At 47.6% G+C, this 13,988-nt stretch carries 13 protein-coding genes and 1 pseudogene; 7 read left to right on the top strand and 7 right to left on the bottom strand.

What is annotated here, in order from left to right:
- The first annotated feature begins 2 nt into the window (after positions 1–2).
- Together AC15IQ_RS14685 and pdaB are read left to right on the top strand one after the other, a co-directional pair.
- Positions 3–224 (top strand): hypothetical protein, encoded by a 222-nt coding sequence (locus AC15IQ_RS14685; RefSeq protein ID WP_483180146.1) that lies wholly within the window; start codon positions 3–5, stop codon positions 222–224.
- A 186-nt stretch (positions 225–410) separates the two neighbouring features.
- Positions 411–1,145, top strand: a complete 735-nt coding sequence (gene pdaB / locus AC15IQ_RS14680; protein WP_483180199.1) for a polysaccharide deacetylase family sporulation protein PdaB — start codon at positions 411–413, stop codon at positions 1,143–1,145.
- Between the two features lie 262 nt (positions 1,146–1,407).
- Here pdaB and AC15IQ_RS14675 read toward each other — a convergent pair whose 3' ends face one another.
- Complete coding sequence (locus tag AC15IQ_RS14675; RefSeq protein ID WP_483180144.1) at positions 1,408–3,009, bottom strand: DNA recombination protein RmuC; 1,602 nt, start codon at positions 3,007–3,009, stop codon at positions 1,408–1,410.
- A gap of 111 nt (positions 3,010–3,120) precedes the next feature.
- Between AC15IQ_RS14675 and AC15IQ_RS14670 the strand changes: the two genes are divergently transcribed.
- Complete coding sequence (locus AC15IQ_RS14670; RefSeq protein ID WP_483180142.1) at positions 3,121–3,321, top strand: YgaP-like transmembrane domain; 201 nt, start codon at positions 3,121–3,123, stop codon at positions 3,319–3,321.
- A 157-nt stretch (positions 3,322–3,478) separates the two neighbouring features.
- Here the strand turns inward: AC15IQ_RS14670 and AC15IQ_RS14665 are convergent, their stop codons facing one another.
- The 3 genes from AC15IQ_RS14665 to cobS form a co-directional block, all read right to left on the bottom strand.
- Positions 3,479–3,880 carry a hypothetical protein gene (locus AC15IQ_RS14665; RefSeq protein ID WP_483180140.1) on the bottom strand — a complete coding sequence of 134 codons (402 nt, stop codon included), beginning with the start codon at positions 3,878–3,880 and terminating at the stop codon, positions 3,479–3,481.
- A gap of 529 nt (positions 3,881–4,409) precedes the next feature.
- Positions 4,410–5,000 (bottom strand): alpha-ribazole phosphatase, encoded by a 591-nt coding sequence (gene cobC / locus AC15IQ_RS14660; RefSeq protein ID WP_483180138.1) that lies wholly within the window; start codon positions 4,998–5,000, stop codon positions 4,410–4,412.
- 24 nt (positions 5,001–5,024) lie between these two features.
- A complete protein-coding gene (cobS, locus tag AC15IQ_RS14655) occupies positions 5,025–5,765 on the bottom strand; it encodes an adenosylcobinamide-GDP ribazoletransferase (protein ID WP_483180136.1) in 741 nt (246 codons plus the stop codon).
- A gap of 205 nt (positions 5,766–5,970) precedes the next feature.
- On the opposite strand from cobS, the gene AC15IQ_RS14650 reads away from it, so the two are divergent.
- Positions 5,971–6,141 carry a YgaP family membrane protein gene (locus AC15IQ_RS14650; protein WP_483180134.1) on the top strand — a complete coding sequence of 57 codons (171 nt, stop codon included), beginning with the start codon at positions 5,971–5,973 and terminating at the stop codon, positions 6,139–6,141.
- Between the two features lie 69 nt (positions 6,142–6,210).
- Here AC15IQ_RS14650 and AC15IQ_RS14645 read toward each other — a convergent pair whose 3' ends face one another.
- Positions 6,211–6,801 carry a hypothetical protein gene (locus AC15IQ_RS14645; protein WP_483180132.1) on the bottom strand — a complete coding sequence of 197 codons (591 nt, stop codon included), beginning with the start codon at positions 6,799–6,801 and terminating at the stop codon, positions 6,211–6,213.
- Between the two features lie 311 nt (positions 6,802–7,112).
- On the opposite strand from AC15IQ_RS14645, the gene AC15IQ_RS14640 reads away from it, so the two are divergent.
- Together AC15IQ_RS14640 and AC15IQ_RS14635 are read left to right on the top strand one after the other, a co-directional pair.
- A complete protein-coding gene (locus AC15IQ_RS14640; protein WP_483180129.1) occupies positions 7,113–8,705 on the top strand; it encodes a transposase in 1,593 nt (530 codons plus the stop codon).
- Positions 8,706–8,762: 57 nt separating this feature from the next.
- Positions 8,763–8,885 (top strand): annotated as a pseudogene (locus AC15IQ_RS14635) (indole-3-glycerol phosphate synthase TrpC); the annotation flags it as partial.
- Between the two features lie 67 nt (positions 8,886–8,952).
- On the opposite strand, the gene AC15IQ_RS14630 reads toward AC15IQ_RS14635, so the two are convergent.
- Together AC15IQ_RS14630 and AC15IQ_RS14625 are read right to left on the bottom strand one after the other, a co-directional pair.
- On the bottom strand, positions 8,953–10,047 hold the full coding sequence (locus AC15IQ_RS14630) for a VirD4-like conjugal transfer protein, CD1115 family (RefSeq protein ID WP_483180128.1): 1,095 nt from the start codon (positions 10,045–10,047) through the stop codon (positions 8,953–8,955).
- Between the two features lie 59 nt (positions 10,048–10,106).
- Positions 10,107–11,735: a reverse transcriptase/maturase family protein gene (locus AC15IQ_RS14625; RefSeq protein WP_483180126.1), complete on the bottom strand. Its 1,629-nt coding sequence runs from the start codon at positions 11,733–11,735 to the stop codon at positions 10,107–10,109.
- Between the two features lie 209 nt (positions 11,736–11,944).
- Here AC15IQ_RS14625 and AC15IQ_RS14620 point away from each other — a divergent pair, with 209 nt between their 5' ends.
- On the top strand, positions 11,945–13,555 hold the full coding sequence (locus AC15IQ_RS14620; RefSeq protein WP_483179590.1) for an IS1634 family transposase: 1,611 nt from the start codon (positions 11,945–11,947) through the stop codon (positions 13,553–13,555).
- Positions 13,556–13,988 lie beyond the last annotated feature (433 nt).

The raw sequence follows: 13,988 nt of genomic DNA, 5'->3' as shown, positions 1-13,988 counted from the left end.
ATATGGCTAAGGAATTGATCGGTACCATCAAAGCAGCAGGCATGGAAGGCAGGACAGAATTGTGGGCCGAAGAACAGGGTGACTGCTGGCGCATATTTTGGGTAGATCCCGATGAGAACCGCATAGACACAGAGTATTCTGCCAAATCCGCTGTCGAGGCCTTGGTTTTGGCCTGCAACATCTGGGGCACCGAAGAGTGGGACCTGCAGTTGGTGGATGAATAGTTGCGTCACAGATCGGCCATTACAGCCGGGGGATAATCCCCCGGTATTTTTTTGCCGGGGTTACCCTGCAGGCACGGCGGAAACGCGGCGAAGGTTAGGTCTTGTCACCATAGAGGAGTTGATCAGCCTGGGGAAAATCTGAATAAAGCCGCCTTTTTCGCCATAGAATTCATTAAAGGCAAGGGAGTGAGGATTTTGCCCAGATTCTTTGGTTTTTATGAAATGAATCCGCAGACCAAGTTGGTAGTGATCGCCGTACTGGTGATGCTGCTTTTGGCAACCAGTGGGGTTTATGTACAGGCCTTCCTGAAACAAAAACCGCTGCAGGAGGTTAAAACCGACAAGAAAATCGTTGCCTTGACCTTTGATATCAGTTGGGGTTTTGAAACCGCCCCTCAGGTCCTGGATATACTCCAAGCCGAACAGGTAGAATGTACCTTTTTCATCTCCGGCCCCTGGGCCACTCAGTATCCTGAAATTGTAAAACGCATTCAGGCCGACGGCCACGAGATAGCCAGCCACGGGCACCGGCACCTCAATCTCACCATTTTCAGCAAGACCGAGGTCAAGGAGGAAATCATGAAGGCTCACCAGGCGATTCAGGAGGTGACTGGTGAAGCCCCCCGCCTCATCCGCACCCCCAACGGCGATTACAATGACAATGTCATGGAAGCCATTCGCGAGTGTGATTATAAGGCCATACAATGGGGCACCGACTCACTGGACTGGATGAACCCGGGAGTCTCAGTAATTGTGGAGCGCATCAACAAGCGCGTTCATCCCGGCGACATCATCCTGATGCATGCCAGCGATACCTGCAAACAAACCGCCCAGGCCTTGCCGATCATCATCCATAACCTCCACAGTCAGGGCTACGAAATAGTGACCATTTCCGAACTGCTGCGCCAGGCTGAGGAGTAGCCTTGGGCAGGGGCTGGCAGAAAAATGAAGAAGCCATTTAAGGGTTCTTAAATGGCTTCTTCTTATTCTCTGTCATCTCTGTCGTCCTCGATGTGCTCCAGTCCAATCGAACGCAGGATCTCATCTATAAGCTTTTTATCCAATTGCATCTCACCTCCTCTCCGGGTATTTTGTCTTCAACTCATATTATATATTATAGTATCCTCCACCACAAAAAATATGGCGATTTCTGTTAAGTTTTTAGAAAAATTTCGCGTATTATCTACCCGGGTCCACCTTCCTGATCGGTGCTGCTGGATGCCTGAGCCAGAGAATCATCTACCATTCCCAGCAGGGCACGGGGATGCTTATCTATCATCACCGTGTTCGCGAGCGGTTTTGAGGCAGAGATGCCCAATTCCGCAAAACGCCGTGCGGTGACCAGCACCCGACTCTCTAAAGAACCTACCGTCTGATTGTAGGCCTCAACACTTCGTTCCAGGGCTTTGCGCAATTCTTCAAAATGCCTGCTCATGACCCGAATACGTTCATACAAGGTCTGGCCCAGAGCACTGATTTCCCGGGCATTATCAGCAATGGCCTCCTGCTTCCAGCCGAAAGCCACTACCCTGAGCAGGGCTATCAAAGTGGTTGGCGTGGCCAGCATGACTTGCTGCTGTGAGCCGTACTCAATCAGGCTGGGGTCGTATTCCAAAGCGGCGGAAAAAAAGGCCTCCCCAGGTATGAACATAACCGCGAACTCTGGGGTGGGCTGGAATTGCTCCCAGTAGCTCTTGTTTCCCAGTTGGCTGATGTGGGTTCTGAGCTGTCGGGCATGGTCAGCCAGCCGGGCTCTTTTGAGATCATCATCTTCGCTCTCCATGGCATCCAGGTAGGCCTGCAAGGGGGTTTTAGAATCGACCACAACGCGCCGGTTCCCAGGAAGCATGACAATCAGGTCAGGACGCAGGCGGGAATCCGGGCTTGAACTGCTCAGTTGTTCCACGAAATCACAATGGTTGATCATCCCCGCCAACTCCACCACCCGGCGCAATTGCATCTCTCCCCAGCGGCCTCTGACCTCGGGGCGGCGCAAAGCCTTCACCAGATTGGCGGTTTCCTGCTGCAGCTGTGCCTGGGTGCGGGTCATATTGCCCACCTCAGCCATCAGTCCGGCATATGCAGCAGTGCGCTCCTTCTCCAGTTGCTGCATTTTATTATCAACTTCTTTCAAAGAATTGAGAACCGGCTCCACCAGGGTTTGAATGGCTTTATGCCTTATTTCCAGATCGTTTTTGGCGCCTTCCTGGAATTGCTGCAAGGAAGTGGCGGCCAGGTCGAGAAATGACCGATTGTTCTTGCGCAAGGCCTCAGCCGACAGGGAGGCAAAAGCCTCGGTCAGCTTTTCCCTGGCCTGGTCCAGCAATTGCTTCTCCTCGGCCAGCCTCTTTGTACTCTCCTGCAGTCGTTCCTCCAGTCCTGCCTGGGTTTTGTGCAGACGGTTCAACTCCACCTGCAATTCACTTAACCGGCCTTCTTTCTTCTCCAGGGCGATTTCCAGAGCGTCAATGCGCAAACAGCGTTCCTCGGCGGCTGAACGTTTTTGCTGCTCGTTCTGCAGTTCCCCGGTCAATTCAGCGCATTTCTGTTCTAAAACGGCCTCCCGCTGGCGCAGCTCCACCAACTGCTGTTCTTTATGGCCGATGTGGCTCTGATACATGGACCGTTCCAGTTCACTGTTCTGCTCATACAAGCCCTTTTGAGCCTCAAAGTGCCCTCGCATGGCCATAGCCATCCCTAATCCGCCTATAATCAATCCAGCCCCTGTAGCTAGCAGTACTGCCCAATCGGTCATATTATTCAGCCTCGCTTTCCTCTGTTCCATTCAGTATATCTCAAGGCTAGTCGGGCTTGAATCTTTTGTTGGGAAATTGTACCCACATAATCGGGCAGCACGGTGGTGAGGATAATAAGAGAAAGGTCAGGTGGTCTAGATATGTTGAGTCGTGATGGGGCCATGGCCAGGTTTATCCTGGCGATCTGTTTTTTCTTTGCTTCCGGAACCGGTCTGGTAAGCGGATGGCCGGCCACCGTTTGCGGAGTATTGGGAACCGTCGAACTGGCCAGCGCCATCCTCAGATATTCCCCCCTGGCAGAGCTCATAGACTGGTGGCAAAGCCAGAAGTCGAGCTTATAACCATCTCGATTTTATCCTTGATAAGGAAATCAAAAAAGCCATTAAGCCTCGCGTAATTCGGTGATTCGCTTAGCAGTATTTTAGCCTTCATAAACACATCAAAGAGCCCGGGAGATCCCGGGCTCTGGTTGTAGTTTAGTATATCCTGGGATTCGGTTTATTCCAACTTCTCCAACATATCCAGAACCATGTCGAAGAAGTAACTGATATCCTCACGCTCATTGATTCCGGCTTTGAAGCCTACTTCCGGGAAGCGGCCGGCACTGTTGATTTTAACGTCGACGGTGTAAGTGGCCTGTTCCATATCTGACTCTATGTTATCAATTTCAATGTCTTCCCATTCTTCTTCCATGTTCAAATCTTCTTCATTGAACAGCTTAGCATACGCCTTGGCATCGATTTCATCACCGTTATCAATGATCTGCGTCACTATCCATAGTATGTCTGCTACGCTTATTTCCAGTTCTTCCGCTAATTGAATTATTTCATTGGCAACCGGAGTAATTTTTAATAAATCGGATAAGTTCACTGGATCGCCTTTACCCCATCGCTTACTCACAGCCTCACCTCCGCATCTTGCTGCATTCCCCAAAACTACGTTTACGACGGTTGTTCCGTTCCCTTCACAGGCTGTTTTGACATTATCTGCCGACTTTTCTGCTTTCTATTTATTTGATTATATGTGAAGTGTACGAAAAAAAACAGTGCAATAAAAAGGAAATCTTGTTCCTCTTTGTTGCTAGAGAACCACGAGTCGTCTTGCCCATGCGGGTTGAGTCGTTAACCTGGCCATCTGGCAGACATCCCCTCTACAACATATGTCAGCCCAATACTCAAAATTACCGGGATGACTTGACCCGGGCGATATTTTCATATCTGCTGTATGTGAAAAGGTTTTATTGCTCATGTCAAGGCCAATGCTATGCTCAACCCGTCCTCGGCACTCAAGGGTGCCTTTTATGTTTTTATATCCGCTTTATTATATGCGTGTCTACCAGTTTTATGTAAGTTGGCGGATGTAGTTGAAAGGAGATATATCGGATGTTGGGCGCAAATATGGCCCATGCAGTGATGATCTGCCGGGTTCTCTATTGAACCGTCAGGCCTACGCAGCGGATCTCGGTATGCTCAGGGAAAAAGTCGACAATGGTAATTGATCCGGGGGGAACGGTATCCCGCCAGGGATCAGGGCTGTGTTTAAGGTTGCACAGCACCGCCTTGATTACCCCTCCGTGGGTGACCACTGCCACGGTGTCGGAATGTTTGGCCTTTATCTCTTCGATAGCCTCCAGGCTGCGCGCAGACAAATCGCTGAAAGACTCTCCTTCAGGCACGCAGAATTCCTCGAAGTTATTGAACCAATTCTCGAAGTCCTCACGGTAGCTCTCCCAGATCTCATTAAAAGTTAGACCTTCCCAAAGGCCGAAACAGAATTCACGCAGCCGTTTATCCGGGATGGGCTCAATATCCGCTTCCCGGGCCAAAATCTGAGCGGTCTCGATGGCCCGCGACAGATCGCTGCAGTACACTGCCTGCAGAGCTTCATTTTTTGCCAGATAGTCCGCCAGCCGCCTGGCCTGCTCCCGCCCGCTCTCGTTCAGCGGTATATCAGTCTGGCCTTGATACCTCTGGCTGGCATTCCACGCGGTTTCCCCGTGTCTGATCAGAATTAACCTCATGTTGATACTCCTTTAAATAAGGCTCTAATGAAGCAGTAATACCGCAGCCATTATGAATACTGTCTCGGTGCATTCACATAAAGCCCCGAAGCTGTCGCCGGTCAAGCCCCCTAACTGCCGGGCTATCCAGGCGGCGATCGTCATTCCAGTAACAACCGCAATCGCGACCGCAAGCAAAGCCGTCCCGGCAAAAACCAACCAGGCGCCGGCAGCCAGCAGCAGAGCCGCCCCGGTCAGTTGAGGCCATCCCGCCTGACCGCCGAACGCCGCTCCCAGGCCTCCTGCAGGCCTGGCATATGGGTAGCGGCAAACCGCATACACCATCATAAAGCGCCCCGCGGCCGGTGCCACCAGGATCACCCAGGCCTTATCCACCGGGGACAGATTATCCAGGAAAGCCAGTTTGAGCAGTAAAGCTACTACCAGCGCCACCGCTCCCATGGCGCCCACCCGGCTGTCCTTCATGATCTCCAATTTGCGCTCCCGCTCTCTGCCGGAGAACAAGCCATCGGCGGAATCCATTAGACCGTCCAAGTGCAGAGCCCCGGTGACTGCCACCCAGACCAACAGCAGCAAAGCCTCTGTGGCCAGGCCTGGCCCCAGCATTTCCGCCCCTTTTAACACCAGCAGGAGGATCATGCCGATAATAAAGCCCACCAGGGGATAGAAATACAGCGAATTAGAAAATTCCCTATCATCAGCGATGCGATTGCCGTAAACCGGAAAAATAGTTAAAAAACTGATGGCCAGCAGCAGACTGCGCATATCTTTCCTCCTCCAAATGTATCAACATAACAGCTTAAGCGAACCGGCCTGTTTAACAACAATCCCAGTTTTCTCCGCATCCTGGATTAAGTGACCCGCACTGGTCTTTTTTTCCCCAAAAGGTTTTATATTCATAGCGTCCGAGGATTTATTAAACCGCCCCCAGGGCAAATTAACAACTAGATTCGAACTGGAGGGGTAGCAAATGGACTATAAAAATCTCGATGCCTTAGACCGAGGCATCCGTATCGCCCTGGGACTGTTCCTCATCGGTTTCGTGATCCTGCAGCCTTTTCCCCTCAACACCAACTGGATGCTGGTGTTCGCCGTGATGGGACTCGGTTTGATGGCTGAAGGCTTCAACCACGGCTATTAAGACCTTAATTGCCAGATGATAACTACCATTTCTTTAAATACCAGTGCATTTATTAAGCCCTAAACACTGCTATATAAGTCTTCCCAGCAGAAACCCCAAGGCCAATGCGGCAATGCTGATTACCAGCAGCTTGATGGTTTCCTGAGGGGGGATCTTGATGCCCGGGCGCACTTTAACCTCCCAGGGGCTCTGCCTGTGTAAACGTTGGGCGATCTCCACTTCTCCGCTCAAATCAGTTTTGATGCGGTGACAGGCATCTTCGATATAGACTTGTACAGCCTGAGCATCACTGCCCCACAGCTCCAGGCATCTTTTGAAAAGATACTCGCCCTGGTCGTCAACGAAGCCGTGGCAGCGGTCCAGTATTTCAGACCACTGACTGCTCCACAAGGTCTGCTCTGGCACCGATCGGAGCAATTCAAAGGCACCTTCACGAATGGTTACCAGGACATGATCAGCGAAATCGGCTAAAGCTTCTGTACTGCCTGACTCTAGGTATACCTGGCCCCGGGCAGCCGCAGCCTCAATCCTGATAGCTATGGCGCGGCGCTTTTTAGCAAAAATCACCTTGATATCGATTTGGGGTTGATTTCTCTTGATAGACATCTGATTAGGCACCTCATTATAGAATATTCTCTTTTGGGCCCCGCTTTCCTCCATTGGGCTGTAAGAGTCATATTAGGATGAGGTCTCGCCTCAAATCAAAGCCTTAGAATCTGAAACAACCTCAAAGAAAACGCCTGCCGGTGGGGAGGCTTGAAACCATAATAACATTTAGACGGGGCTGTCGACATCCTTTGTCGATGACCCCGTCTCGGCGGCAATTTTTTCGTTACTATTTATTATTGATTCCACTGCAAAAACCCCAAAAATATTGTAAAACAGCAGGATAAACCACTGTGAATATCGAAGTAATAGTTAGATATTTAAAGCAAATAAAAGATAAACTAACTTTAGGGTGGTTTTGCAGTATGTTCCGTAAAAACGATAGTCACTATCAAGATGAACTTTTTAGCCATTACCAGTCCATGAGACCAAGTGTAGCCAAACTACTAAACAAAACCTGGGCACCAGTTTTCTATGAACATGTTTTTTGTAAAATCAACGAAGATCTGTTTGCCCCCATGTATTGTCTTGATACCGGCAGACCCAATGTTCCAGTTAATATACTGATGTCATTAGAGATTATCAAAAACATGTTTGGTTATACTGATCAAGAATTAATCGAGCAGTTCTACTTTAACTTCCAGGTCAATTATGCCCTAGGTATAAGAAACCTGGGTGAGGTTTACCTGGCTGAACGTACCCTTTACGAATTCAGAGAAAGAGTTTATAGGCACATATTAGAGTATCCCGAGCAAGATGAAGTGATTTTCCAACAGTTTGAAATCCTAACCAAGAATTTTATCGAACAAGCCGGGATAAAAACCGATGACCAGCGTATGGATTCTACCTTGATTTCTCCCAATATCAAGAAAGCCGGTAGACTCTCGTTAGCCCTGGATGTATTGGTTCAAGCGGTAAGAGGCATTGCTTCTAACATGCTTTCCGATAATCTCAAACAAGTGTTAAGAGATAGCTTCAGAACTGATTTACTATACAGAACTAGAAATCAGGAACTGGAAAGCAGGTTCCAGAAAGTCCTTAACCTCATGCAAGAGGTAGATAACTTGGCAAATAAGGATCGTAACCTTGCTTCAAAACGAGAAATGGTTCTGCTTAAGCGTTTTCTAGGCGAACAGGCTGCCTTCGATGAATCTAAGGGAATATGGCTCGCCAAGCCCAGTAGTGAAATTGAAAGCGGTTCCCTGCAATCAGCTTATGATAGTGACGCTACCTTCCGTAACAAAGCGGGTAAGAACCATAGCGGATACGTTTTAAACGTGAGCGAAACCAGTAGCAAAGAAAACCCGATTCAGGTGATTACCGACTTTTCAGTACAACCCAATAACATCAGCGATGTAGAGATGGCTAAGGAGCGCATACCCATCATTAAACAAAGTACGGATGTATTGGACATCTACTTAGATGGAGGTTACTACGGCCAAGAGGTCATAGAAATGGCAGATGAGCTAGAGGTTAACCTACACTATACAGATATGACCGGACGTAAGGCTCCATCAGATAAACTTTCCACAACCAGTTTTAAGTTTGATGATGATATGAAAATAATCAGTTGCCCCCAGGGCAAGAGCCCATTTAGAAGCGATTTCAATCCCGGTTCCAAGACTAGCAGTTGCCACTTCAAACACGAGGATTGCCAAGGATGCCCGAATTTTGATATATGTCCAGTAAAGACCCAGAAGAAAGACCGGATATTACGGGTTAGTTTAAAAACCATCCAGGCTGACCGGGTTAGAGATCAAATACACGATATTGAGGTCAGACGTGAAAACACCAGTTATCGTGCTGGAATCGAAGCAACCAACTCCGCTCTAAAAAGAGGAGAAGATCTGAATAACCTTTACACACGTGGCATGCTAAAAACTTACTTGTTCACTGCTTACAAAATTATAGCCCGAAATATTAAGCAGTTTTCCCGGATGACCCTGGGCAAGCTATAAGGGTGACAAGACCTACCGCAAAGAGGTCTGGTATCATGGCCCTGTGACCCCCAGTGGCTCTGTGCGTGCAAGAAGGCCTCCCCTTCAAAAGGATTGATATCCCCAGATTTTCCATATTTGCAGATTGCGAAGGAATATGAGGCGGCAGGGGCCGATTGTATTTCCGTGTTGACCGAGCCGATTTCTCTGGTAGTATTGTTGGCAGGCTGTGTCTAACAAGGTTTCTAGTTCGTTGCCAAGATTGGCTTTAGCTCCAAAACGAATCACAGTCACCGCCTTTCGTATATATTCCGGGCGCTTCGTCTTTGGTGGTTTCCGTCTTTATTTCTGATGCGTAAGTGATCTTCTTGCCTCCGGTTTTCTTGAATTCCTCCGCCCAGTCGGGCTTAAAATCCGACACCGAAGCTGGCTGCAACAATTTAGTCATGGGGTGTTTTGAGAAGTCTAGTTTTTTTATTCTGATGGGGTTTAGTCCCCATGACACTGACAGGATTGCATCCTGGGGTGGCATATGAGTGAGTTCGTCAGGGTTCATAAGATAGCGGGCTTTTGAGTCTTTGCGCTTGCTCCCGAAGTCGAATACTGCGAACACCCGGCGCGTCTGGGCTTCAACTTCGATCGTGCCCTTGCCCAGGTGTTCGGAGATATATCTCGCGCTGGTTACGTCTTTCACTCCGAGCGTTAGCCAGGAGTCGCAGTCGGCCATGATCGTTTCCCAGTCTCCATCAGGGTAGTGACTTTGAAGTTGAGTTATCGATTGGAATATTACTGAACAAGCAATGCCTCTGCTGCGCATGGTAGATATTTTTTTGGTGAAGTCCGGGATGTGTCCGATGTTGCAGAATTCGTCCAATAAAAAATTTACGGTGGTCGGCAATCTGCCGTCGTTCCGATCCGCGCTACGAGTGAGGCTTATAAATAAGAAAGAAAAGAATAAGGAAGCCAGAAAATCAAAGGTTCTATCCATATCAGACACGATGCAGAAATACGCGGTCCTGGTGTGACCTGGAGCTTCCAAACTGATGTCTGATTCTTCAGTGAGTGATCTCACTAAAGTATTTTGAAAGACCTGTAATCTGGTCCCCAGTCCGATGATGACCCCTGATCTTACCTGTGCTGAGGTTTCGGCGTATATGTTGTATGGCATTTTAGCCGGGTGATCAAAAGGCAGCGGGCTGAATATCAGGTCCATGTACTTCGAATCGCCGGAGGCTAAAATCTGGTATAGCGAACCAAGGTTTCGCTCAGACTGAGGAAGTTCATTAAGGACGTACAGGGTGAGAGCTTTCAGCAGTAGGCTAAATGCTCGGCGCCTTGTCGAATCACTTCGGTAGGTTTCCAAACATTCGCCTCCGAACCGGACTTACACGTCTCCGCGTATCCGGCTCTCCACTTATGAAATCAGTCTAGTTTTCCCCAGTGTAATTTTGAATGGCATGATTCACACAGCACCAGCGTTTTCCTACGTCGAGCAATCATGAATGAATCCCAGAAATCCTTGTCCTTTAGGTCCTTGATCTTCCTGACATGGTGAACATGAAGTTCTGTGTCTTCTTTCCCACAAACTTCGCATTTGTTTGCTCGTAATCGATCTATCAGACTGGTGGAGGTATTAAATAACGCCATAGGAACTATAGTGTCGCACTTTTTGTATGAACAATCTGTTTTCCGTTTAAACCCTTGATTATAGAATAGCCGGGTAATCTCTTTGCCTTTTGCATTTGTGTATGTCACGCCAAAGTCCTTTCCAACGCGATACCGCTGAATGATTTTTGACTTTGTTGTGTTGTACTTGCCCGCAAAAGTCTTGAGCATACTATATTTCATGATATAGTAGAAATTATTGAGAATTGAACTGTTATTGGCAATACGATAATAATTGTAAAACCCGCGAATCTGGGCATTGTAGGATTCGATAATTTCAAGGTCGTCATGGTTTTTCAATTTGTTGCGATGCCATGGCTTCCAGATTTCCTTCCCCTGATGGTGTATTATCTTGACTACGCCATAATCCAGTAGTTTTTGGCGTATGGTATCGTTGGATATTGCCAAAACCACCTTCTTAGTATAGTTCCTGCCCAGCCTGCCAAGAGCGTCCCGCTTTGCTAAATTCGTATGACGGACATAGATATCAAACCCTAGAAAATGGGCTTTATCCTTGGCGTTGGTGATGAGTGTTTTTTCTTCTGATAGTTCCAGGCGCAGTTTTTTATGAAGAAATTGCTTAATATCCTCTTTGATTGTTTTGCAATCTTCTTTGCTGCCGATTACACCGCATAACCAATCATCCGCATACCGGACATAAAACAGCCTTTTGTACCCCGTGGCAATCGCCAGGGTTGGGGAAAGGGTCATACGCTCCCGTTCCAGTTGCCTGATTCGCTCAATAATTCTCTTTTTTTCTGCTTCATGAGTTGCTATAGCAAGCTCCTTCCGGGTTTTCAGCATAAGTGTTTCATTCTGCCGATACACCGGATTTCTGTCCCGCCGTTTTTCTTTATTGAAAGCCTTACAATACTCTTTCATGTATTTATCCAGCTTATCCAGATAGATATTTGCCAGAATCGGGCTGATGATACCGCCCTGCGGGGTGCCGGAGTAGGTCTTGTGGAAAGTCCAGTCTTCAATATATCCAGCGTTCAGAAACTTTCGTATTAGCCGCAAAAATCGTTCATCCGCAATTCGTTCTCGCAATATATCAATTAAAATGTCATGATCGATACTGTCAAAAAAGCTGTGAATATCCCCTTCGATGAACCATTTAACTGCTGTGAAGGTCTTCTGCACACTAATCAGGGCTGTGTGACAGCTCCTACACTGACGGAATCCATGAGAAGATGGCTCAAAACTGCCTTCGTAAATGGCCTCCAGTATCATGCGGATGACTTCCTGTAGCAATTTATCATCAAACGAGGGTATCCCTAGCGGACGCTTTTTCCCGTTTTTCTTAGGGATATATGTCCGCCGTGAAGGCTTGGGCTGGTAGCTTTCATCCTTCAGGGATTCGATAATTGCGTCGATACGTTTCATGTTCATTCCGTCAATGGAAGATTTATCTATGCCCCTAGTAAGGTTCCCCGGCTTGGCATATATTTTCTGGTATCCTGCCCTCCCGCTGACACATAACGAGTCAGCGAGAAAAAGGCTGAAAACCTATGAATTTACTTACTTTGGCGAACATTTATAATTGCCCCAAACCTCGTTATGTGTAATAATATGCATAACGAGGAGGTGCTCCTGTGGCAGCAATCATTCATCAGAAAGATAAACGCTCTGGAATTACATACGCATATCAATCCGTATCCTACTGGGACAAGGAGAAGCAGCAGTCGCGTTCTAGAAGAACCCTCATTGGACGAGTAGATGACAAGACTGGCGAAATCCTTCCTACAGACGGTCGGGGGCGAAAGAAGAAGGACGAATCCGTCCCTGCTAAAAGGGGTCCAGTACCCACGGAGGAAACTGCGCGCTTTTTCTATGGCGCTACCTATCTACTAGATGCTATTAGCGAGAAGCTGGGCATAACCCAAGACTTAAAGACCTGTTTCCCGGCAACCTACCGGCAGATATTGTCCACAGCCTATTACCTGGTTCTGGAAGACCATAACCCATTGTACCGCTTTGAAAAGTGGGGAAGCCTTCACAAGCACCCCTATGGTAAAAACATACCCTCTCAAAGAAGCAGCGAGTTGTTCGCCTCCATTACTGAAGAAGAAAAGCAGCATTTCTTCAAGCTGCAAGGGAAGCGCAGAAGCGAAAAAGAATACTGGGCCTATGACATTACCTCCATCTCAAGTTATTCGGAATCCCTACGACAAGTGCAGTATGGGAAAAACAAGGAGGATGACAGACTTCCCCAGCTAAACCTAGCGCTGGTCTTTGGCCAAACCTCCAACCTGCCCTTTTACTATCGAAAACTGGCAGGTAACATCCCCGACTCCAAAACCTTGAAGCACTTATTGTCAGATTTGGACACCCTGGGGTTTTCCAAGGTGAAGTTGGTCATGGACCGGGGTTTCTACAGTGAAGAAAACCTGAATGCCCTTTTCAAAGACCATGTAAAATTCCTCATTGCCGGCAAAATGTCTCTAAACTTTATGAAGTCCAATTTGGAGGGTGTCTATGACAACTTTCGCAACTTTGAGCACTACAGCGAGACCTATGAGCTTTATTACCGCAGCATTGAAACCCAATGGCAGTATACCCAGTATCGACCATACAAGAAAGAAACCCTAAAAGAACCCCGTCGGATCTACGTTCACTATTACTACAACATTGAAAAAGCAGCTGATGAGGAAAAGGCCTTTGACAGAAAGTTGATCATGCTACGTCGCGAACTAGAATCCGGCAAGCGGGTTCCAGAACATGAAACTCAGTATAGGAAGTACTTCGATGTTAAAACCACACCAAAACGGGGTACAAAGGCCACCGTAAAGGAAGAAGCGGTTTTACAGGCCAAGAAGTATTTCGGGTTTTTTGCACTACTCACCAACGAAACCATGGATGCGATTACTGCTCTTGAAACCTACCGGAACAAGGATCTGGTAGAAAAGGCTTTTGGCAACCTAAAAGAACGGTTAAACCTGCGCCGCGCTCTAGTATCATCCGAGCAAAGCTTGGATGGCAAGCTTTTCGTTGAATTTGTGGCACTGATCTACTTGTCTTACATCAAAAAGCAAATGCAGGTGTCGAAGTTGTTCCAAAAGTATAGCATCCAGGGAGCCTTGGATAAGCTGGATGTTATTGAATGCTTTGAGTTCCCTGGTCAACGGCTGCGTGTAGGCGAACTGCTAGAAAAGCAAAAAGAAGTCTATCACGCGTTGGGGGTTGAATTGCCCACCTCGTTATGAGTTGACGGGAATCCAGGTGGTATGCAGCTAAACACACTTCCTGATTGTAAAGCAGACGGTACAGGCGTTCATACTTGTACTCTTTTTGTGCACTGTGTTTTACTAGACTGCTCAACATTTTTTCGGGATTTCTCATAGTGTCTCTCACACCTTCCTAAATCAATGTTAAGTTCATAAGCTGCCGCCCTTCGCCATGTAAACGGCTTTCCCGCTCTCAGACTACTATGGCGGCTCCGTTGCCATATTGGATATTCATAAACCTTGTGCTTAATAGCTTGTATTGCAAGCGTTCCAACTTAGGCAATCTCCGTTTAGCAAATGTAGAAACTAGCCCAATAGATTGTCGGATACGACTTTCGCCTTTTATTTCTTGTTGAAATTGTGCTGTAAATTCCCCATGCTATCTTTCCCAAACTTGCGGAAAGACAGATTT

The organism is Syntrophomonas sp. DTU019 (assembly GCA_913757435.1).
In the GTDB taxonomy this organism is placed as follows: domain Bacteria; phylum Bacillota; class Syntrophomonadia; order Syntrophomonadales; family Syntrophomonadaceae; genus DTU019.
Note: the sequence above shows the minus strand (reverse complement) of the source record. Positions and strands in the feature narration are given on the sequence as shown.

Coding starts and splice junctions, on each gene's coding strand:
- AC15IQ_RS14685 (WP_483180146.1), top strand. CDS start 3: ATGGCTAAGGAATTGATCGGTACCATCAAAGCAGCAGGCATGGAAGGC.
- AC15IQ_RS14675 (WP_483180144.1), bottom strand. CDS start 3,009: ATGGAACAGAGGAAAGCGAGGCTGAATAATATGACCGATTGGGCAGTA.
- AC15IQ_RS14670 (WP_483180142.1), top strand. CDS start 3,121: ATGTTGAGTCGTGATGGGGCCATGGCCAGGTTTATCCTGGCGATCTGT.
- cobC (WP_483180138.1), bottom strand. CDS start 5,000: ATGAGGTTAATTCTGATCAGACACGGGGAAACCGCGTGGAATGCCAGC.
- cobS (WP_483180136.1), bottom strand. CDS start 5,765: ATGCGCAGTCTGCTGCTGGCCATCAGTTTTTTAACTATTTTTCCGGTT.
- AC15IQ_RS14650 (WP_483180134.1), top strand. CDS start 5,971: ATGGACTATAAAAATCTCGATGCCTTAGACCGAGGCATCCGTATCGCC.
- AC15IQ_RS14645 (WP_483180132.1), bottom strand. CDS start 6,801: ATGGAGGAAAGCGGGGCCCAAAAGAGAATATTCTATAATGAGGTGCCT.
- AC15IQ_RS14640 (WP_483180129.1), top strand. CDS start 7,113: ATGTTCCGTAAAAACGATAGTCACTATCAAGATGAACTTTTTAGCCAT.
- AC15IQ_RS14625 (WP_483180126.1), bottom strand. CDS start 11,735: ATGAAACGTATCGACGCAATTATCGAATCCCTGAAGGATGAAAGCTAC.